This window comes from Marinovum sp. E3 (genome assembly GCF_055755275.1).
On record NZ_CM146908.1, the window covers coordinates 791,860 to 811,708 of the forward strand.

General features: G+C 66.5%; 24 protein-coding genes. 11 read left to right on the plus strand and 13 right to left on the minus strand.

The window, feature by feature from the left end:
* Positions 1 to 143: 143 nt before the first annotated feature.
* From AC0J5K_RS03885 to trmD, 4 genes are all read right to left on the minus strand, one after another.
* A complete protein-coding gene (locus AC0J5K_RS03885; protein WP_274565579.1) occupies positions 144 to 1,352 on the minus strand; it encodes a multidrug effflux MFS transporter in 1,209 nt (402 codons plus the stop codon).
* Positions 1,353 to 1,449: 97 nt separating this feature from the next.
* The gene (rpmE, locus tag AC0J5K_RS03890) at positions 1,450 to 1,671 is read right to left on the minus strand and encodes a 50S ribosomal protein L31 (RefSeq protein WP_048530142.1); all 222 of its coding nucleotides are present in this window, start codon (positions 1,669 to 1,671) and stop codon (positions 1,450 to 1,452) included.
* Between the two features lie 11 nt (positions 1,672 to 1,682).
* Positions 1,683 to 2,069: a 50S ribosomal protein L19 gene (gene rplS / locus AC0J5K_RS03895; protein ID WP_048530144.1), complete on the minus strand. Its 387-nt coding sequence runs from the start codon at positions 2,067 to 2,069 to the stop codon at positions 1,683 to 1,685.
* Positions 2,070 to 2,611: 542 nt separating this feature from the next.
* Complete coding sequence (gene trmD / locus AC0J5K_RS03900; protein ID WP_048530146.1) at positions 2,612 to 3,412, minus strand: tRNA (guanosine(37)-N1)-methyltransferase TrmD; 801 nt, start codon at positions 3,410 to 3,412, stop codon at positions 2,612 to 2,614.
* 81 nt (positions 3,413 to 3,493) lie between these two features.
* On the opposite strand from trmD, the gene AC0J5K_RS03905 reads away from it, so the two are divergent.
* Complete coding sequence (locus tag AC0J5K_RS03905) at positions 3,494 to 4,369, plus strand: phosphotransferase (protein ID WP_274565578.1); 876 nt, start codon at positions 3,494 to 3,496, stop codon at positions 4,367 to 4,369.
* Here the strand turns inward: AC0J5K_RS03905 and rimM are convergent.
* The 7 genes from rimM to AC0J5K_RS03940 all read right to left on the minus strand — a co-directional run bounded on the left by rimM (position 4,366) and on the right by AC0J5K_RS03940 (position 9,277).
* Entirely contained in the window at positions 4,366 to 4,881 is a 516-nt protein-coding gene (gene rimM / locus AC0J5K_RS03910; protein WP_274565577.1) for a ribosome maturation factor RimM, read from the minus strand. The two genes, AC0J5K_RS03905 and rimM, sit on opposite strands and share 4 nt — an antisense overlap.
* Before the next feature lie 192 nt (positions 4,882 to 5,073).
* Complete coding sequence (rpsP, locus tag AC0J5K_RS03915; RefSeq protein WP_048530149.1) at positions 5,074 to 5,439, minus strand: 30S ribosomal protein S16; 366 nt, start codon at positions 5,437 to 5,439, stop codon at positions 5,074 to 5,076.
* Positions 5,440 to 5,485: 46 nt separating this feature from the next.
* Positions 5,486 to 5,782, minus strand: coding sequence for a chorismate mutase (locus AC0J5K_RS03920; RefSeq protein WP_048530151.1), 297 nt, complete (start codon positions 5,780 to 5,782; stop codon positions 5,486 to 5,488).
* The gene (locus tag AC0J5K_RS03925; RefSeq protein WP_082154397.1) at positions 5,775 to 6,374 is read right to left on the minus strand and encodes a GNAT family N-acetyltransferase; all 600 of its coding nucleotides are present in this window, start codon (positions 6,372 to 6,374) and stop codon (positions 5,775 to 5,777) included. Before AC0J5K_RS03925 ends, AC0J5K_RS03920 begins: the two co-directional genes overlap by 8 nt.
* Complete coding sequence (locus AC0J5K_RS03930; RefSeq protein ID WP_274565576.1) at positions 6,371 to 6,934, minus strand: GNAT family N-acetyltransferase; 564 nt, start codon at positions 6,932 to 6,934, stop codon at positions 6,371 to 6,373. The genes AC0J5K_RS03925 and AC0J5K_RS03930 overlap by 4 nt, the downstream gene beginning before the upstream one ends.
* A 3-nt stretch (positions 6,935 to 6,937) precedes the next feature.
* Positions 6,938 to 8,443 carry a signal recognition particle protein gene (gene ffh / locus AC0J5K_RS03935; RefSeq protein WP_274565575.1) on the minus strand — a complete coding sequence of 502 codons (1,506 nt, stop codon included), beginning with the start codon at positions 8,441 to 8,443 and terminating at the stop codon, positions 6,938 to 6,940.
* Between the two features lie 288 nt (positions 8,444 to 8,731).
* Positions 8,732 to 9,277 carry an FMN-dependent NADH-azoreductase gene (locus AC0J5K_RS03940; RefSeq protein ID WP_074834854.1) on the minus strand — a complete coding sequence of 182 codons (546 nt, stop codon included), beginning with the start codon at positions 9,275 to 9,277 and terminating at the stop codon, positions 8,732 to 8,734.
* A gap of 118 nt (positions 9,278 to 9,395) precedes the next feature.
* Between AC0J5K_RS03940 and AC0J5K_RS03945 the strand changes: the two genes are divergently transcribed.
* On the plus strand, positions 9,396 to 10,292 hold the full coding sequence (locus AC0J5K_RS03945; RefSeq protein WP_048530159.1) for a LysR family transcriptional regulator: 897 nt from the start codon (positions 9,396 to 9,398) through the stop codon (positions 10,290 to 10,292).
* Positions 10,285 to 11,187 carry a DMT family transporter gene (locus tag AC0J5K_RS03950; RefSeq protein WP_274565574.1) on the plus strand — a complete coding sequence of 301 codons (903 nt, stop codon included), beginning with the start codon at positions 10,285 to 10,287 and terminating at the stop codon, positions 11,185 to 11,187. The genes AC0J5K_RS03945 and AC0J5K_RS03950 overlap by 8 nt, the downstream gene beginning before the upstream one ends.
* Positions 11,188 to 11,191: 4 nt before the next feature.
* Here AC0J5K_RS03950 and AC0J5K_RS03955 read toward each other — a convergent pair whose 3' ends face one another.
* Positions 11,192 to 11,527 (minus strand): ArsR/SmtB family transcription factor, encoded by a 336-nt coding sequence (locus AC0J5K_RS03955; RefSeq protein ID WP_274565573.1) that lies wholly within the window; start codon positions 11,525 to 11,527, stop codon positions 11,192 to 11,194.
* A 252-nt stretch (positions 11,528 to 11,779) separates the two neighbouring features.
* On the opposite strand from AC0J5K_RS03955, the gene AC0J5K_RS03960 reads away from it, so the two are divergent.
* The 5 genes from AC0J5K_RS03960 (at position 11,780) to AC0J5K_RS03980 (ending at position 14,405) form a co-directional block, all read left to right on the plus strand.
* A complete protein-coding gene (locus AC0J5K_RS03960) occupies positions 11,780 to 12,121 on the plus strand; it encodes an AtpZ/AtpI family protein (protein WP_048530162.1) in 342 nt (113 codons plus the stop codon).
* Positions 12,111 to 12,869, plus strand: a complete 759-nt coding sequence (locus AC0J5K_RS03965; RefSeq protein ID WP_048530166.1) for a F0F1 ATP synthase subunit A — start codon at positions 12,111 to 12,113, stop codon at positions 12,867 to 12,869. The genes AC0J5K_RS03960 and AC0J5K_RS03965 overlap by 11 nt, the downstream gene beginning before the upstream one ends.
* A 103-nt stretch (positions 12,870 to 12,972) precedes the next feature.
* A complete protein-coding gene (locus AC0J5K_RS03970; RefSeq protein WP_022572950.1) occupies positions 12,973 to 13,197 on the plus strand; it encodes a F0F1 ATP synthase subunit C in 225 nt (74 codons plus the stop codon).
* Between the two features lie 86 nt (positions 13,198 to 13,283).
* On the plus strand, positions 13,284 to 13,832 hold the full coding sequence (locus AC0J5K_RS03975; protein WP_274565572.1) for a F0F1 ATP synthase subunit B': 549 nt from the start codon (positions 13,284 to 13,286) through the stop codon (positions 13,830 to 13,832).
* Between the two features lie 3 nt (positions 13,833 to 13,835).
* Positions 13,836 to 14,405: a F0F1 ATP synthase subunit B gene (locus AC0J5K_RS03980; protein ID WP_048530172.1), complete on the plus strand. Its 570-nt coding sequence runs from the start codon at positions 13,836 to 13,838 to the stop codon at positions 14,403 to 14,405.
* A gap of 88 nt (positions 14,406 to 14,493) precedes the next feature.
* On the opposite strand, the gene AC0J5K_RS03985 is transcribed toward AC0J5K_RS03980, so the two are convergent.
* Positions 14,494 to 15,267: an FCD domain-containing protein gene (locus AC0J5K_RS03985; protein WP_048530174.1), complete on the minus strand. Its 774-nt coding sequence runs from the start codon at positions 15,265 to 15,267 to the stop codon at positions 14,494 to 14,496.
* Between the two features lie 253 nt (positions 15,268 to 15,520).
* Between AC0J5K_RS03985 and AC0J5K_RS03990 the strand changes: the two genes are divergently transcribed.
* From AC0J5K_RS03990 to AC0J5K_RS04000, 3 genes are all read left to right on the plus strand, one after another.
* Positions 15,521 to 15,811: a hypothetical protein gene (locus AC0J5K_RS03990; RefSeq protein ID WP_274565571.1), complete on the plus strand. Its 291-nt coding sequence runs from the start codon at positions 15,521 to 15,523 to the stop codon at positions 15,809 to 15,811.
* Positions 15,812 to 15,963: 152 nt separating this feature from the next.
* Entirely contained in the window at positions 15,964 to 19,419 is a 3,456-nt protein-coding gene (locus AC0J5K_RS03995; protein WP_274565570.1) for a chromosome segregation SMC family protein, read from the plus strand.
* Between the two features lie 63 nt (positions 19,420 to 19,482).
* Entirely contained in the window at positions 19,483 to 19,845 is a 363-nt protein-coding gene (locus AC0J5K_RS04000) for a hypothetical protein (protein ID WP_053083323.1), read from the plus strand.
* Positions 19,846 to 19,849 lie beyond the last annotated feature (4 nt).

The window sequence follows — 19,849 nt, forward strand, 5'->3', positions numbered from 1 at the left end:
CGATCCGGTCTTCTTCTGTTTGCAAATGCCGGTGGGGGGGTGGGGGGGCATAGCCCCCCGGTGTGCGAGTCGGGGCGGCCCGGGGTCCGGGGGCAAAGCCTCCCGGCCGGTCGACCCCGCAGGCGCGGCGAAACCCGGCGCTGTCAGCCCCGCGCGCGTCCGCCGCGCGTCGCCAGCACGGTCGTAACCGCCAGCAGTGCACAGATCAGGATGGCCAGGATCAGCCGTTCGGGCGTGCCGTCAAAGACCAGCCCGGTCAGCCCGATCATCACACCGCCCACCACCATCTGCAACGTGCCGCCGTAGGACGAGGCGAGACCGGCGATCGGCCCGTGCGGGTCCAGCGCCAGCACCATCGAGGTCGGCACCACGAGGCCGAGGCAGGCATTGCCCAGCGCCAGCCCGAGGATCAGCCCGAACAGCGGCACCGCGCCGAGAAACGCCCAGAGACCAAGCAGCACCGCAAAGCCGGCAAAGCCGAAGGTCGCCCAGATCACCACCCGCGCCGCGCCAAAGCGGGCGCCCAGGGTGGCGGCGAATTGCGAGGCGGCGATAAAGCCCATGGCATTGACCGCAAAGGCCAGGCTGAACTGCTGCGGGCTGAGCCCGTAGGCGCCGGTAAAGACAAAGGGCGACATCGCCAGGTAGACGAAAAAGCTCGCCATGCCGAAACCGCCGACCAGGGTCAGCCCCATGAACACCGGATCGCGCGACAGGAGCGCGATGCCGCGCCGCATCGAACCGAGGTTGACCGGCTGGCGTGCCTCCGGCACCAGGGTCTCGGGCAGGGCGCGCAGGCTCAGCACCAGCGCCAGGCCGCCGGCGGCGGCCAGAACGCCGAAGATCATCCGCCAGCTGCCGACCCCCATGATCAGGCTGCCCGCGAGCGGCGCCAGCATCGGCGAGACCGACATCACCAGCATGATCATCGCCATCATCCGGGTCGCCGCATCGCCGGTGTGCCGGTCACGGATGATTGCGCGCGGCACCACCATCAACACCGCCGCGCCGATCGCCTGCACCACCCGCGCCGCGATCAGCACGCCGATCGAGGGCGCCAGGGCACAGGCCAGCGTGCCCAGCAGGAAGACCCCCAGCCCGGCATAAATCGGCGGTTTGCGCCCCGCGGCATCCGACCAGGGGCCATAGATCATCTGCGCCAGACCGAAGGCGATGAAATAGGCGGTCAGCGTCATCTGCGTCGCGGCGACCGAGGCACCGAGATCGCGGGTGATGTCGGGCATGGCCGGCAGGAACATGTCCACCGCAAAGGGGCCGGGAATGACCAGCGCGCCGAGGATCAGGCCTTCGCGCCAAAGCGAGGGCGCGCGGGAGAGGGAGAGGGTCGACATGGTTAAACTCGCTTTCACAAAAGAGCAGGCACAAATGAAAATGGCTGCCCGCGGAGGTTCCGGGGGCAGCCACAAAACGCGTGGAATGCACGGGTGCTTAGAACCCGAGGCCCTCGTATTTCTTCTTGAACTTCGACACGCGGCCGCCCTGGTCCATCAGGCGGGTGTTGCCGCCGGTCCAGGCCGGGTGCGCGCTGGGATCGATGTCCAGCGTCATGGTGTCGCCTTCCTTGCCCCAGGTGGTGCGCATCTGGACGACGGTGCCATCGGTCATCTTGACGTCGATGACGTGGTAATCGGGATGGGTGTCTTTTTTCATCTCGCCACTCCTTACGCTTCGGCGCCCGAAGACTTGGGCTTGTAGTTTGCGTCCTCGGCGATGCGGGCCGATTTGCCGCGGCGCGAGCGCAGGTAGTACAGCTTGGCACGGCGGACACGGCCACGGCGCACCACGGTGATGCTGTCGATGTTGGTCGAATAGAGCGGGAACACACGTTCCACGCCTTCGCCGAAGGAAATCTTGCGGACGGTGAACGATCCGGCAATGCCTTCGCCGTTCTTGCGGCTGATGCAGACGCCTTCGTAGTTCTGCACCCGGGTGCGGGTGCCTTCGGTCACCTTGTAGCCGACGCGCACGGTGTCGCCGGCCTTGAAATCGGGAATCTCCTTCCCGAGCGAGGCGATCTGTTCCGCCTCGAGTTCTGCGATCAGATCCATCTGATCCTCTCCTATGTCGCTCACGGTTTTGCCCGTGAAGGTGGTCGGCCTCAGAGCTCTCGGTCTTCTCTCGGGTCCGCATGTCGCGCCCGCCAGAGATCAGGTCGGCTTTGCTGTCGTCGGTCACACGCCTTGCCAGGGTGGCATTTGCAAGCCCCGCCAGAAGCAGACGGGAATCGACAAAAACCGGCATGGCGCGGGATGCGCGCGGTAAACCAGAGAACCGGGCAGTTTTCAAGCGAAAAGCGGCCCGACCCGGCAATCCTCCGCAGGCAAGGCCTCCGATGGCGCACGGATGGCTGCAAGGGCCGCCTCGGGGTCTCGACTCCTTGGCGCGCCATCGGCAGTCCCGCCGGCGCTCCGCCGAATTATCCGCGCGATCTGTCTGGAGCGCAGGGCCAGGCTGCTTCTTCTGGCCAAAATATCCCGGGGGTCTGGGGGCAGAGCCCCCAGCCGGTCGACGTGCGCAGGCACGGCGAAAACAAGGGCGCGCAGATCGGGCCGGCCGCCGGTCGTTGTAGCCGCGCGGGCCGCCGGTGTTGTCACCCTTGCTGCGCCAGCCAGGCCTCCCAGAGGTCGGGCCGGCGCGCCCGGGTGATCGCTTCCGACTGCGCCTGACGCCATTTGGCGATCTCGCCATGATGGCCCGAGAGCAGCACGTCGGGGATCTTGTGGCCTTGCCAATCCGCCGGTTTGGTAAAATGCGGATGTTCCAACAGGCCGTTGGAAAAGCTTTCCTCTTCGGCGCTGGCTTCATTGCCCAGCACGCCCGGCAGCAGCCGCACCGTGGCGTCGATCACCGCCTGTGCCGCCAGCTCGCCGCCGGTCATGACAAAATCGCCAAGGCTGACTTCGGTGATGCCGTAATGCTCGATCACCCGCTGGTCGAGCCCCTCGAAGCGGCCGCAGATGAAGATCGCGCCGGGCGTGGTGGCCAGGCTGCGGGCCATCGCCTGATCAAAGCGCCGGCCGCGCGGGCTGAGATAGATCAGCGGGCCGGGCCCCTTGCGCAAGGCATGTTCGATGGCGCGGCCCATGATGTCGGCGCGCAGCACCATGCCGGCGCCGCCGCCGGCGGGGGTGTCGTCGACATTGCGGTGCCGACCCTCGCCGAAATCGCGCAGATGCACGGTGTCGAGCTGCCATTTGCCGTCCTTCAGCGCCCGCCCGGTGAGCGATCCGCCCAGAACGCCGGGAAACATCTCGGGAAACAGCGTGATCACGCTGGCCCGCCAGACGTCGTGCAGGTCCGGCGTGTCGGTCATCAGCGGCTGCGGAGTCAGGGTCGGGCGCACGGCCTTGCGGCCATGGGACTTGCTCGGAGGGGACTTTGGCTGTGTCATGTGCGCTCCTTAGCCTGCCAATCTGCGCCTGCAAAGACCCCCTGGCTTGCGCGCCCGGCCAAATGCCGCATCAATGCCGCCATGATCCTTGCCGACCTGCCCCTGCGCGCCTGGGCCGCGCTGCGCCCCGAGACCGGTCCCACCGATGTCGAGCTCTTGGGCCCCGATGTCTGGCGGGTGGGGGATGTGGTGCTCAAGCTGTTCCCGCAGGCCGATCTGCCCCGGTTTCGCCGCATCGTCCGGGCGCATCGCCAGGCTGCGCGGATCTTTCGCCGGCACCCGGGGCTGGCGGCGCAGCGGTTGCTGGGGTTCGACGAAGCCTGCCGGGCCCTGTTGCTGGAGTTCGTGCCGGGGCGGTCCGGGCGCATGGCGCTGCTGGCCGGCGTGGCGCCGGAAGAGATCCTCGCCCGGGCCGCCGCCTGGCTCGACCGGCTGCATGCCGCGCGCGAGGTCAGCGCCGGCCGTTTCGATGCCCGGGGCGCGGTCGACCGGCTGCCGCCGGCGCCCGATTGCGCCGAACCCGCCGGCTATGCGGCGGCGTTGGAGCAGCTTCGCAGCCTGGCCGACGGCTTGCGGGGCCGCGCGGTCCGGCGCGCCTGCCTGCACGGCGATCTGACCCTGGCCAACCTGCTCTTTGACGAAGGCAGGGTCACCGGCATCGATTTCGAGAATCTGCGCCGGCATCCCGCCGACCGCGACATCGGCGAGCTCTGGGCCGATCTGCTGTTGCATGTCCGGCGTCTGCCGCCCGAGCTGCGGCTCATGCCGGAGCCCTGGGAACGGGTCTTTGCGGCGGAATATCCGGCGCTCTCGCCGGAGATTGCGCGATTCTACACCCGGCATCGCCTGCTCAGGGCCTGGGCGGCGATCCCGGCAGAGGCGCATCACCGCGGCCCCGGGCGCGAGCGGCAGCTGATCAACATCCGCGCCTTGATGGTGCGGGGGGCCTTTGCCTAGCCCTTGTCGGGAAAGAGCCCTTCGGGCGGGTCGGCGACGATCCGACCGGCGGCCAGATCGACGGTCGGCACCGCGGCCAGCGTGAAGGGCAGAAGCACCGTGGTCTTGAGCCCCGGGCCGTGGATTTCCAGCAGATCGTCGGCGCCGTGGTTGTGCACTGCCTTGACCCGGCCCAGCGGCGCGCCGCCGGTGTCAAAGACCTCCACCCCGATCAGATCGGCGTGGTAATATTCATCATCCGGCAAGTCCGGCAGCCGGTCGCGCGGCGCAAAGAGCTGCACGCCGCGCAGGTCGTCGGCCTGTTCCTTGGTCATCACGCCCGACAGCCGCGCGGCAAAGCCGCCCTTGACCGGGCGGCCGAGATCGAGATCGAAGCTCCGCGCGCCGTCCTCGGTGATCAGCGGCGCGTATTCGGCAATCGCGGTGGGATCGGCGGTAAAGCTCTTGAGGCGCACCTCGCCGCGCACGCCGAAGGCGCCCGCAATCGCGCCGACACAAACCAGATCGCTCATCGGGACATCTCTCCGCAATATCCGGCGCGCAGCCATTGCCCGCCGGCGGTTTCACAGGCCTCGCGCTGCGCCAGCCGTTCGAACAACACGCCCGAGACGAAAGCAACCATCACAAAAAGGATCAACCGGAGCAGGCGCATGGGCACGGAAGGCAAAGAGGCCCGGGCGCGATGCCCGGGCCCCGGCGGCCGATTACTCCTCGGCCGGAGCTTCTGCCGCTTCTGCCGCCTTGGCGGCTTTCTCTTCGGCGCGTTCCTGGGCTTTCTTGCCCGGCTCGGCCTTCTTCATGTTGGCGCGCTCTTTCTTCTCGACGACGCCGGCCGCCTCGAGGAAACGCGACACGCGGTCGGTGGTCTGGGCGCCCTGGTCGAGCCAGTATTGCACGCGCTCCATGTCCATCTTCACGCGGTCTTCGCTGTCTTTCGGCAGCAGCGGGTTATAGGTGCCCAGCTTTTCGATATAGCGGCCGTCGCGCGGCATGCGGCTGTCGGCGGCGACGATGCGGTAGAAGGGGCGTTTCTTGGAACCGCCACGTGCAAGACGAAGTTTGATGGCCATTGGTGTATCTCCTTTGAATGGCGTGTCGTGACCGGCGCTGCGCCGGTCAGGATTGGTGCTGCTTGTGATGCTGAATGACTTCAGCAATGATGAAGTTGAGGAATTTCTTGGCAAATTCCGGGTCGAGATCGGCCTGGACCGCCAGGTCCTCGAGCCGCGCGATCTGGTTTGCCTCGCGGTCCGGGTCCGAGGCGGGCAGATCGTGTTCTGCCTTGAGCTTGCCCACCGCCTGGGTGTGCTTGAACCGCTCGCCCAGGGTATAGACGAGGATCGCATCAAGCCGGTCGATGCTTTCGCGGTGGCCTTTGAGCAGCGCGGCAGCGCGGGTGACGGCGTCAGTCAAGGGCATATCCTTTCGGCTGTAACAGCGGGTCGGCGTCGTGGCTGATTTCCATGTCGATGCCCCGGGCCGTCTGGGGGCCGTCGCGCCCGGCGGACGCGGGCTGGCGGTAGACCAGGCAAGGGGTGTCGGGCTTGGGCTGCGCGGCGGCAGTGTCCAGCACCGCGCCCAACCGTTCGGCGAGCGCGATCGACCGGGTGTTCTCCGGTGTGATGTAATGCACGATCTCGGTCCAGCCCAGCCGCGCGCGGGCATCGGCAATGGCCGCCCGCGCGGCCTCGGCCGCGATGCCACGGCCTTCGGCCGCTTCGAACAGACACCAGCCGATTTCGGTCTCGGGGCGGCCATCGGGGCAGTACGGCCCCACCATGCCAAGGCCCGTGTCATCCGCCTTTTCGGTCACCATCCAGAGGCCGTAGCCGCGGATCTGCCAATGGCCGAGGATCGCCGCCGCATGGCCCCAGGCCCTGGCGCGCGACACGAAGCCGCCGGCATATTGCGACCGTTCCGAGACATAGAACTCGGTCATCGCCGGCACGTCGCGCGGCGCGGGCGGGCGCAGGATCAGCCTTTGGGTCTCGAGCCGCAGGCTCATGGCCGGGCCTCCTGCGCGCCGGCATCGGCCAGCGGATAAGAAAACACCAATGCCCCGTCGAGCCTGCCGGTCTCGCTACCGCCGAGCCGCGCCACCAGCGCCCGGCTCGCCCGGTTGTCGGGCGCCACGTAGCTCACGATCCGATCCGGGCCGAGCGATCGCAGGTGCGCCAGCGCCGCCGTCGCCGCCTCGTAGGCAAAGCCCTGCCGCTGCGCTTCGGGAGCGATGAAAAAGCCCAGCTCGATCGCCTCGTCGCCCGGTTCGACCCCGGCAAAGACAAAGCCCACCGGTGCGCCTTCGTGGCAGACGGTGAACATGCCGTCGCCGCGCAACAGCCAGCCCGCCACGTAATTGGTGAACTGCGCCCAGATCGCGTCATCGCCCGGAACCGAGCCCATGAACTTGGCCGACGGTGCCGAGAACAGCCGTCTGAACAGGGCGAAATCCGTCACCTCCGGGGCGCGCAGCAACAGCCGCTCTGTCGCGAGCACCGGCAGGGTGGCACGCGCGGCGGCAGCGATATCGGCGCCGGGGCAGGGGAGGGTGACGGGCGAAAGCATCGGTTACTTCTTCTTGCCGAACCCGCTGAGACCGGAGGGCAGGCCGCCGCCGCCAAGGCCGGGCAGACCGCCCCCCTTGCCGGCGCCCATCTGCTTGGCCGCGGCTTCCAGCGCCTTGGGGTCCATACCCTGCGCCATTTCCGGGGGGAGCCCCCCCTTGCCGCCGAACATGCCGCGCATCGCCTGTTTCAGCATGCCGCCTTTGCCCATCTTGCCCATCTTCTTCATCATGTCGCCCATCTGGCGCTGCATCTTCATGAGCTTGTTGAGGTCGGAAACTTCCATGCCGGCGCCCTTGGCGATCCGCTTCTTGCGGCTGGCCTGAAGCAGTTTGGGATTGGCGCGCTCCTTCTTGGTCATCGAGTTGATCAGCGCGATCTGCTGGCGGATCACCTTGTCGTCGAATCCCGAGTCCTCGACCTGTTTGGCCATCTTGCCCATGCCGGGCATCATCGACATCATGCCCTCCATGCCGCCCATCTTGAGCATCTGCTCCATCTGCATCTTGAGGTCGTTGAAGTTGAACTGGCCTTTCTGGAAGCGCTTCATCATACGCTCGGCCTGTTCGATCTCCAGCGTTTCCTGCGCCTTCTCGACCAGCGCGACGATGTCGCCCATGCCAAGGATACGGCCGGCGATCCGCTCAGGCTCGAAGGTTTCGAGCGCGTCCATCTTCTCGCCGAGGCCGACGAACTTGATCGGATTGCCGGTCACCGCGCGCATGCTCAGCGCCGCGCCGCCACGGCCGTCGCCGTCCATCCGCGTCAGCACCACGCCGGAGATGCCGATCTTGCCGTCGAATTCCTCGGCCACCTCGACGGCGACCTGACCGGTCAGCCCGTCGACCACCAGAAGCGTCTCGCGCGGGCTGACGACATCGCGGACGTCCTCGACCTCTTTCATCAGGACGTCGTCGATCTGAAGGCGGCCGGCGGTATCGAGCATATAGACGTCATAGCCGCCCAGCATGGCCTGCTGCCTGGCGCGCTTGGCGATCTGCACCGCGTTTTCGCCCTTGACGATGGGCAGCGTGTCGACGCCGACCTGCTGGCCGAGCACCGCCAGCTGATCCATTGCCGCCGGACGATAGATGTCGAGCGAGGCCATCAGCACCTTCTTGCCTTCGCGGTCCTTGAGCCGCTTGGCCAGCTTGCCGGTAGTGGTGGTCTTGCCCGAGCCTTGCAGGCCGACCATCAGGATCGGCGCCGGGGCATTGTCGATCTTCAGCGTGCCGGGCTCGCCTTCGCCTTTCAGCACCTCGATCAATTCGTCATGGACGATCTTGACGACTTGCTGGCCCGGCGTGACCGATTTCGTGACAGCGGCACCGGTGGCCTTTTCCTCGACCGCCTTGATGAAGCTGCGCGCCACCGGCAGCGAGACGTCGGCCTCGAGCAGCGCCACCCGCACCTCGCGCAGGGCGGTCTTGACGTCATCGGCGCTCAGCGCACCCTGTTTGGTCAGGCGGTCGAAGACGCCGGAGAGGCGGTCTGACAGGTTCTCGAACATGCGGCTCTCAAGCCTCCCGATCTGGTTTCCTCGTCAACTCACATAAGAGCCGACCGCACAAAGCACAAACGCCCCCACGGGCGCAACGCGCTGGTGGGAGGCGATCCCGGGCAAAGCCCAAGGGACCGGAAGGTGCAAGTCTTCCGGGTATCGCCGCGGGGAATAGGCAAAAGGCGGCGGCGAGTCAAGCACCGCCGCCGCGGCCCTGCGCGATCCGGTCTTCTTCAGTTCGAAAATACCGTGGGGGAGGCCGCAGGCCGGGAGGCAGAGCCCCCCGGCGCCGCCGGATCAGGCCGCGAACTGCGCGGCGTCGGCCTGTTCGGTTATGATGCTCACATCGGTCAATCCGACAAAGCCCAGCACGTGGCGCAGATAGGTCGAGGCGAAATCGTAATCCGAGCCCAGCTGCACGCCGCCGGAAGCGAAGGCCACGATCACCTTCTTGCCGGTCAACAGCCCTTCGGGGCCCTCGGCGGTGTAGCGGAAGGTCACGCCGGCGCGGGCGATGAGGTCGATCCAGGCCTTGAGCGCGGCCGGTACGCCGAAGTTGTAGACCGGCAGGCCGATCACGATGGTATCGGCCGCCTGCAATTCCGCCACCAGCGCGTCGGATTGCGCCAAACGCGCGTTCTGCGCCTCGCTGCGGTCGGCGGCGGGGGTGAAATTGGCAGCGACCCAAGTCTCGTCGATCTGCGGCAGCGGTGTCTCGGCCAGGTCGCGGGTGATCACCCGCTCGGGCGCCAGGGTCTCGGTCAGGCTCTCGGTCAGAACGCGGGTGGCCGAGCCGGCCTTGCGGGCGGATGCGTCGATGCGCAAAAGGGTGGTGGTGGTCATTGTCATGTCTCCGGGTTTGATCTGCACCTAGAGTTGGCTCTTGCATTCATGAACTCAATTGCCGCATATCAACAGGACTTGTTGATTTTTGCACATAAGTATTCGGTGGAGGTATCTGATGGACAATTGGGGAGAGGTGCGCACCGCGTTTCAGGTGGCCCTGCACGGCACGGTCAGCGGCGCGGCCGAGGCGCTGGGGGTGCATCATGCCACGGTGATCCGCCATATCGACGCGCTCGAGGCGCAGCTCGGCGCCAAGTTGTTCCAGCGCCATGCCCGCGGCTATACCCCGACCGAGGCGGGCGAGGATCTGCTGCGGGTGGCGCAGGCCACCGAGGATCAATTCAACCAGTTGCAGGGCCGGATCAAGGGCCGGGGCGAGGGCGTCTCGGGCGAGCTGGTCGTCACCTCGCTGGTCGGCATGGCGGGGATGTTCGCCCCGGTGCTGGCCGAGTTCCAGCGCGACTATCCCAATGTGGTGCTGCGCTATCTGACCGGCGACCGCCTGTTCCGGCTGGAATACGGCGAGGCGCATGTGGCGATCCGCGCTGGATCGGCGCCGGAACAGCCCGACAACGTGGTCCAGCCCTTCTTTCGCCATCCCTTCGCGCTTTATGCCTCGAAGGCCTACGTCAAGGCACATGGCAAACCCGAGCGTGACAGCGATCTGGCGCAGCACCGGATTGTCTGTCACGACGATCTCAACAGCCGCGCGCCGATGTACCGCTGGCTGCGCGATCAGGTGCCCGAAAGCGCCTGTGTCTTCCGCAGCACCGACATGCGCGCCAACACCGAAGCCGTGGTCGCCGGCGCGGGCATCGGGTTCGTGCCGGTATTCGAGGCCAGGCGGCACCCCGATCTGGTCGAGATCATGCCGGCGCGCGACGAATGGGCCTCGCAGCTCTGGCTGGTCACCCATGTCGACCTGCACCGTGCGGCCAAGGTCCAGGCCTTTCTGAAATATCTGAAATCCCATGCCAAACAGTGGGAAAAGTGCTGCGCGCTGAATGACTGAGGCGTCCAAGGGCCATCTGGCCATGTTGTGTTTCTCGGCGCTGGTGGCCGGCTCCTTTTCGCTTGGCGGGCTGGTGGCGAACGAGATCGCGCCGACGGCGCTTCAGGCGGCGCGGTTCCTTTTGGCCGCGACCCTGACCGGGGCGGTGGCCATCGCCACCGGTCGGATTCGCCGGGCACATCTGGCGGCGCCCTGGCGCTATTTCGTGCTGGCGGGATTTTTCGCCACCTATTTCGTGCTGATGTTCGAGGGCCTCAAGACGGCGGCGCCGGTGAGCGCAGCGGCGGTCTTTACCCTGACCCCGATCATCGCGGCGGGTTTCGGCTATCTGCTGATGCGCCAGCGCCTGACGCCGCGCATCGCGCTGGGGCTGGCGGTGGGGGCCAGCGGTGCACTCTGGGTGATCTTCCAAGGCAGCTGGGCGGCACTGGTGCAATTCGAGATTGGACGCGGGGAGGTGATCTATTTCCTCGGCTGCATCTGCCATGCCGTCTATCCGCCGCTGATGGCCAGGCTCAACCGTGGCGAGCCGCCGGTCGTCTTCACCACCGGCATCCTGATTGCCGGGGCGCTGCTGGTGGCGGTCTATGGCTGGGGCGATCTGCGGGCCACCGACTGGGCCGCTCTGCCGCCGCTGGTCTGGATCGCGCTGGCCTATATCGCGACCTTCGCCACCGTCGCCACCTTCATCCTGCTGCAAGTCGCCTCGCTGCGGCTGCCGGCCTCCAAGGTCATGGCCTATACCTATCTCACCCCCTCCTGGGTGCTTTTGTGGGAGCTGGGGCTGGGCCATGGCGCGCCGGTGTCCTTGGTGCTGATCGGGGTGGGGCTTACGGTGCTGGCGCTGGGGCTCCTGTTGCGGCCGGAGCCGCAACGCGAGGTCACACCGGCCTGAGCCGTCACTCTCGCTGTGGCAGCTCCGCCGCCAGAAAACGCTCGAAAGCGTCGAGGTTGACCGGTTCGAACCGGCCGAAGCCCTGCATCCAGACACTGGCGGCGCGCAGGGCGTCAGGCTCCAGCTTGCACCATTTCACCCGGCCGCGCTTTTCCTGGCTGATCAACCCGGCGCGGGTCAGGATCATCAAGTGCTTGGAGATCGCCGCCAGCGACATGTCGAAGGGATCGGCCACATCGGTCACCGCCATGTCATCCTCGAGCAGCATCGACAAGATCGCGCGGCGGGTGGGATCGGCAAGCGCGGCGAAGACCGCGTCGAGGGAGGCTGTCGGTGTCACAGCCGCCGAGGTAGCCACTGCGCCGGGCCCGGTCAAGTGGCGCAGCGGGCAAGATCAACCGATCAGTTGAATATGGCAAAGCGGCGCAATCGGCCCGCCCGCGGCCTGCGACGGTTTGACAGGCTTGCCGGGAGCTCCTCTAAGGTCGTGCAATATCAATAAGTTGACGGCTGGGCCAAAGGCGCTCACCGCTTATTGACTCGCCGCCGCCGCCGCCTTAGCACAGCGGCAGGAATTACCAAGGGGGACAGCTTGCCGGACCTTGAGCATCGCAAGCGGCTGGAAGCGCTCGACGAGCGCATCGCCAAGCTCAAGGGCGGGGAGGCCAAACCCCATCAGGAAGAGCATTATTCGCAGGCCCAGATGGGCTGGCGCATGGTGATCGAACTGGTGGCCGGTCTGGGGATCGGCTTTGGCATCGGATTCGGGCTCGACAGCCTGTTCGGCACGCTGCCGATCTTTCTGGTGCTGTTTACATTGCTGGGCTTTGCCGCCGGGGTGCAGACCATGCTGCGCACGGCCAAGGAGTTCCAGCCCAAGGACCAATCGGCCGACACGGCCGGAGAGCACGAGAGGGACGATAATGGCGGTTGAAGCGCAAGGTGCCGAAGAGGGCGGGCTGGTTTTCCACCCGATGGACCAATTCATCGTCAAGCCGCTGTTTGGCGGCTCCGAGGTGGGCATGTTCACCATCACCAACGTGACGCTCTGGATGTTCCTCGCGGTGCTCGCGGTCGTGGCCCTGATGGTGCTGGGCACCTCGCGCCGTGCGATCATCCCGTCGCGCACCCAGTCGGTCGGCGAGCTGGCCTACGGCTTTGTCTACAAGATGGTCGAAGACGTGGCCGGCAAGGACGCGCTGGCGTTCTTCCCCTATATCATGACGCTATTCATGTTCATCGTCTTCGCCAACTTCCTCGGCCTGATCCCGATGTCCTTCACCACCACCTCGCATTTCGCCGTGACCGTGGTGCTGGCGCTGCTGGTCTTCGTCACCGTGACCGTGGTGGGTTTTGTCAAGAACGGCTCCAAGTTCCTCGGGCTGTTCTGGGTCGCTTCCGCGCCGTTGGCGCTGCGCCCGGTGCTGGCGGTGATCGAGGTGATTTCCTACTTCGTGCGCCCGGTCAGCCACTCCATTCGTCTGGCGGGCAACCTGATGGCCGGCCACGCCGTGATCAAGGTCTTTGCCGGCTTTGCCGCCATCGCCGTCGTGTCGCCGATCTCGGTCGTGGCGATCACCGCGATGTACGGTCTCGAAATCCTCGTGTCCTTCATCCAGGCCTATGTCTTCACCATCCTGACATGCGTGTACCTCAAGGACGCACTGCACCCGTCGCACTAAGCCTGCGGTGGGTTGAGAAACCCACCCTACGCAATATGGGCGGAGCTTCTCTCCGCCCGGAACACCCCTGAATTCCAACTTCCAATCGTAAGGAGATACACCCATGGAAGGTCAACTCGCACACATCGGCGCAGGTCTCGCAGCTATCGGTTCCGGCGCAGCCGCAATCGGTGTGGGCAACGTCGCAGGCAACTACCTGGCCGGCGCGCTGCGCAACCCCTCCGCAGCTGCTTCGCAGACCGCGACCCTCTTCATCGGCATCGCCTTCGCAGAAGCCCTGGGCATCTTCTCGTTCCTGGTTGCTCTGCTGCTGATGTTCGCCGTCTAAGCCTTACGGAAGACTGATCCTTACGCCTCGGTCGGGCGACCTGTGTCGCCCGACCGCTGGTAACCGGACTTCCCAAGGAGGACGACATGGCAACAGTAACCACAGAGGCCGCTGGCGAATACGGGGCTGACGCCGCCGCATCCGCTCCCGGCATGCCGCAGCTGAACTTCGATCACTGGGGCAACCAGATCTTCTGGCTCCTGATCACGCTGGCCGTGATCTATTTCGTCCTGTCCCGCATCGCGCTGCCGCGCATCGCGGCGGTTCTGGCGGAACGTCAGGGAACCATCACCAACGACCTCGCCAAGGCCGAAGAGCTGAAGCGTCAGGCCGGTGAGGCCGAACAGGCCTATGACAAGGCGCTGGCGGATGCCCGTGCCGAGGCCCAGAACATCATCGCCGAGGCCAAGGCGGAAATCGCAGCCGAACTGAAGGTTGCAACCGACAAAGCCGATGCCGAAATCGCCGCCCGCACGGCGGAATCGGAGAAGGCGATCTCCGAGATTCGCGCCGGTGCGCTCGACAACGTGAAAGAGGTTGCGCGGGACACCGCGGAAGCGCTCGTCACCGCGCTGGGTGGCCGTGCGGACAGCGCCGCACTCGATGCGGCCGTGGCCGAACGGACGAAAGGGTAAGACATGCGCAAACTCATGACAGTGGCGCTGATTGCCTCTGGCTCGATCTCGGCCAGCCCGGCGCTGGCTGCCCCCGGCCCGTTCTTTTCGCTCAGCAACACCGATTTCATCGTGGTGCTGGCCTTCCTGCTGTTCATCGCGATCCTGATCTACTTCAAGGTGCCTGCGCTGCTGGCGGGGATGCTCGACAAGCGGGCCGAAGGTATCCGCAGCGAGCTGGACGAAGCCCGCGCCATCCGCGAGGAAGCGCAGACCCTGCTGGCCTCTTACGAGCGCAAGCAGCAAGAGGTGAAAGCCCAGTCGCAGCGCATCGTCGACCACGCCAAGGAAGAGGCGCGCATCGCCGGTGACGCCGCCAAGAAGGACATCGAAGCCTCGATCGCTCGCCGTCTGGCCGGCGCAGAGGACCAGATCGCTTCGGCCCGTGCCGCCGCGGTCAAGGAGGTGCGTGACCGCGCCGTCGTGGTGGCCGTCGCCGCCGCGCGCGAGGTGATCGCAAAGCAGATGACCGAAGAAGAGGCCAACCGCCTGATCGACGACTCGATCTCGACGGTGGAAGCCAAGCTGCACTGATGCGGCGGGGGCGACCCCATCCGACCGATTGACAAAACGCCCGGAGCCCCGCGCTTCGGGCGTTTTGCCGTTGCAGACGGTTGCCGTGTCAGACCTTGCGGCTCTGTTCGTGCTCGAACCTCTGCCGGGCGATCGCCTCGTTGCGTTCGGCCCGGACATCGTCGCGCAGCGCCGCCTCGACGTAATCGAGATGCGCCTCGATCGCCGCCCGTGCCGCGCCGCCGTCGCGCGCCTGGAGGGCGCTGTTGATCCGTTGGTGCTGCTCGAGCAGCATCTCACGGGTCAGCCGTTGCTTAAACATGATCTGACGGTTGTAGAACACGCCTTCGCGCAACAGTTGATACATCGAACGCATCATGTGCAGCATGATGACATTGTGGCTGGCTTCGATGATCGACAGGTGAAATTCCGCATCCAGCGCCGCCTCGTCGCTGGGGTCGCGCTTGGCATGGGCGGCGACCATCTTGTCATAGACCGTCTGGATCACCTTGAGATCGGTGTCCGAGCCGAGCCGAGCCGCCCGCTCGGCCGCCAGCCCCTCCATGTCACGCCGGAACGAGAGATAATCGAACACCGCCTCGGAATGGCTGGCAAAGAGCTGCACCAGTGCCGGCGAAAACGCCGAGCCCAGGACATCGGCGACAAATATTCCGGCACCGGCGCGGGACGACAGCAACCCCTTGGCCTGCAATTCCGCAATCGCCTCGCGCAGCGAGGGGCGCGACACGCCCAGCCGCTCCGAAAGCTCGCGTTCCGAGGGCAGACGCTCGCCGGGACGCAGGATGCCGCGCAGGATCAGCTGTTCGATCTGCCGGGTCACGGCAGTCGAGAGCTTTTCGGGCTGGATGGGTTGGAAGGGCATGGCGGCTCCGGATAATTGGTCAAATTATATGACCGCAGGCGGGGCGGGGCAAGCGATGGGCAAGGATGCGAAACAATTGCACGAAATCCGCAACAATGTTCTTCCTATGGTAATCTATTGTTAACGCCTTCCGCATTACCTCTGAGGCATGGATCGATTTGCGTTGTTTCCTCTGTTGATCCTGCTTTCAGGCTGTAACGGCCCGGGGCTGCGCCATCTTGGCGTGGCCCCGGTGCCGGTTGCCGAAGGGGGGATGACCTTCGATATCCGCACCCGCGCCGGCATGGCCGAGGCGATCCGCACCAATCCGATGGCCGGCGTGCGAATGGAGGACGTTGCCACAAACGGCGGCCGCGCCATCCTGCGCGTCACCGGCTGCGAGGTGGCCTGGCTCCGGGGCGATCCTGCGGTGCTCCTGGCCGGGCTGAACTGTGGCGCAGGGCACAAGACGCCGCCGCAACCGCGCCGGCGGACGATCTGTACCGGCACCGTCTCGGCGCTTTACCGCACCGGAGAAAGCGACGTGATCTTCACCTGTGGCTGACAAAAGGCTGATTTCAGCCGAAATCCTGTGGATAACCCCGGCCTTATCCCCACATCCTGTGTCAGACCGTTGACAGGCCACAACACCAAGGCTCACACTGGCTGAAAACCGGAATCACCGGGGTGAACCCGGGCAATCGAGAGGCCAGAGCTTTGCGCTTTTCAAAACTGCGTCTGACAGGCTTCAAGAGCTTTGTCGACCCGACCGACCTGTTGATTCAGGACGGGCTGACCGGCGTGGTGGGGCCGAACGGCTGCGGCAAATCCAACCTGCTCGAGGCGCTGCGCTGGGTGATGGGGGAGACCCGTGCCAAGGCGATGCGCGGCGGCGGCATGGAAGACGTGATCTTCGCTGGGGCTTCGTCGCGGCCGGCGCGCAACTTTGCCGAAGTGGCACTGCTTCTCGACAATTCCGACCGGCTGGCGCCGGCCGGTTTCAACGATGCCGATGCGCTGGAGATCACCCGCCGGATCACCCGCGATGTCGGCTCTGCCTACAAGATCAACGCCAAGGATGTGCGCGCCCGCGACGTGCAGATGCTCTTTGCCGATGCCTCGACCGGCGCACATTCGCCGGCGCTGGTGCGTCAGGGCCAGATCAGCGAGCTGATCAATGCCAAGCCCAAGAACCGACGTCGCATCCTCGAGGAGGCGGCCGGTATTTCGGGCCTCTACCAGCGCCGCCACGAAGCCGAGCTCAAGCTCAAGAATACCGAGGCCAACCTGCTGCGCGTCGACGATGTGATCGAACAACTCGCCGCGCAATTGTCGCAACTGGCGCGTCAGGCCAAACAGGCCGCCCGCTACCGCGCCATCGGCGAAGACCTGCGCCATGCCGAAGGGTTGTTGCTCTATCGCCGCTGGCGCGAGGCCGATGAGGCCCGGCTGCGCGCCGAAGAGGTGCTGCGCGGCATGGTCACCACCGCGTCGCAGGCCGAAACCGCCGCCCGTCAGGCCGCCAGCGCGCGCGAAGAGGCCGACACCGCCCTGCCGTCCCTGCGCGAGGAAGAGGCGATTGCCACCGCCGTGCTGCAACGGCTTCAGGTGCAGCGCGACACCCTGGCCGATCAGGAGGCCGCCGCCCGCGACAAGATCGCCACGCTGGAAAACCGCATTGCCCAGCTCGGCCATGACATCGACCGCGAGGCCGGGCTGAACCGCGACGCCGGCGAGACGATCGAGCGACTGGAATGGGAGGCCGAGGAGTTGGCCAAGGCCGGTGAGGGTCAGGACGCCGCACTCGAAGAGGCGACGGAAATGGCGCAGGAGGCCGCCGCCGTGCTGTCCGAGCGCGAAGGCGACCTGACCCGTCAGACCGAGGACGTCGCCCGGCTCGCTGCCCGCCACCAATCGGCGCAGCGCCTGCTGGAGGAGAGCCGCAAACGCCAGGCCCGCAGCGAGGCCGAGGCGCAGAAAGCCCGGGCCGCCGTCGACGAATCGAAGGCCCGGCTGGCCGGGGCCGCCGAGGACGAGGCCGCTGCCCGCGCCGCCGAAGAGGCCGCCAAGCAGATGGCGCAACGCGCCGAGGATGCGCTCACCGCCGCCGACGAGGCCCGCGCCGAGGCGCAATCGCGCGAGGCCGAGGCCCGCGCCGAACGCTCCGAGGCTGAGGGCGAGGCCAATGCCTTGCGGGCCGAGGCGCAGGCCCTGGCCAAGTTGCTGGAACGGGACACTGCCGAAGGCGGTCAGATCATGGACCGGTTGCAGGTGCAGCAGGGCTTCGAAAAGGCGCTCGGTGCCGCGCTGGCCGACGACCTGCGCGCGCCGGAGGTGCAGGCCGACGGCCCTTCCGGCTGGGCCAGCCTGCCGGATTACACCAGCCCGCCGCCGCTGCCCGAGGGGGTGACGCCGCTGTCTCGGCATGTCTCGGTGCCCGAGGTGCTGGCCCGTCGCATGGGCCAGATCGGCCTTGTGGGGGGCGACGACGGCCCCCGTCTGCAACCGCTGTTGCAACCCGGCCAGCGGCTGGTCAGCCCCGAGGGCGATCTCTGGCGCTGGGACGGATATCGCGCCTGGGCCGAGGATGCGCCCTCGGCCGCCGCCCTGCGTCTGGAACAGCTCAACCGGCTGGAAGAGCTCAAGCAGGCGCTGGAACATGCCACCACCCGGATGGACGCCGCCCGCGCCGCGCATGAGGCGTTGACCGGCCGGCTCTCTGACCTGACCCGCGCCGACAAGGAGGCTCGCGAGGCCCGCCGCGAGGCCGACCGCGCCTTCAACGATGCCAGCCGGGCGATGAACCGGGCCGAGGCCGAGAAGAACCTCGCCGAGGGCCGTCTCGAAAGCCTCGGGCTTGCCGTTCAGCGTCACGAGGAAGAGGCCCATTCCGCCGCGCTGCAACTGCGCGAGGCCGAGCGGGGCGCCTCTGACCTGCCCGATCTCGACGATGCCCGGGCGCTGGTCGAGGACGTCAAGATGACGGTCGAGGCGGCGCGGATGACGATGATGGCACGGCGTTCCGGCCTTGACGAACTGCGCCGCGAGGGCGAAGCGCGCACCCGCCGAAGCCAGCAGGTGACCAAGGAGCTCTCGGGCTGGCGCCACCGGCTGGAGACCGCCGAAAAGCGCAGCACCGAGCTGACCGAGCGCAAATCCGCCAGCGAGGCGGATCTCGCCAAGGCCGCGCAGAAACCCGAGGAGATCGCCGAACAACGCGAGGAGCTGGCCGGCAGCATCGAGGCCGCCGAGGCCCGCCGCCGCAGCGCCGCCGATACCCTGGCCACCGCCGAGGCCGCGCTGCGCAGTGCCGAACAGGCCGAACGCGATGCCGAACGCGCCGCCTCCGAGGCGCGCGAATCCCGTGCCGCCGCCCAGGCCCGGGCCGAAGCGGCGCAGGAAACCACCCGCGCCGCCGCCGAGCGGATCGAGGATGAGCTCGAAGTCACGCCGGAGCGGCTGCTGGAGAAACTGGGCACCAATCCCGAGGACATGCCCGCCTCGGAGCGGATCGAAGAGACGGTCAACCGGCTCAAGCGTCAGCGTGACGGGCTGGGCGCGGTCAACCTCCGGGCCGAGGAAGACGCCCGCGAGGTGCAGGAGGAACATGACACGCTGGTCACCGAAAAGACCGATCTGGAAGAGGCGATCCGCACCCTGCGCAACGGCATCGCCAGCCTCAACCGTGAGGGGCGCGAACGTCTGCTGACCGCCTTTGAGCAGGTCAATTCCAATTTCTCGATGCTCTTCACCCATCTCTTCGGCGGCGGCGAGGCCAACCTCGTTCTGGTTGAAAGCGACGATCCGCTCGAGGCGGGCCTCGAGATCATGTGTCAGCCGCCGGGCAAGAAGCTCTCGACGCTCTCGCTGCTCTCGGGCGGCGAACAGACGCTGACCGCGCTGGCGCTGATCTTTGCCGTCTTCCTCGCCAACCCGGCGCCGATCTGCGTGCTCGACGAGGTCGACGCGCCGCTGGACGACGCCAATGTGACCCGCTTTTGCGACCTGCTCGACGAGATGTGCCGCCGCACCGACACGCGGTTCCTGATCATCACCCACCACGCGGTGACGATGGCGCGGATGGACCGGCTGTTCGGCGTGACCATGCAGGAGCAGGGGGTGTCGCAACTGGTGTCCGTCGATCTGAAAAAGGCCGAAAAGCTGGTCGCGTGATCGTGTGCCCCCGGCCTGAGCGGATCGGCTAGGCTGCGGGGGACGAATTCCGGGAGCCTTTTTATGTTGCGTTTACTGTTAGCCCTCTGCCTTGTCACCACCTCGGTGGTGGCCGAACCCGTGATGCGGCGCGACAGCGACCGCGAGATCGGGTTGCAGGCGCTGGACAACCGGCTGCGGGGCCGGAGCATCGCCTTTTATGACGGCGGCGTATCCGAGTTCTACGAGGATGGGCGCTACACCTATACCTATGCCGATGAGGGCGGCACCGGCTACGGCTATTACGAGGTCACCGAGGACAGCACGATCTGCATCGAATTCGTCAATGGCTTTACGCGATGCGATATCTATGTGCTGGACGATCAGGACCGGCTGGTGGTGATCACCGAGAAAGGCGACCGCTTTCCGGTGCGCTCCGAAGGCTGACGCC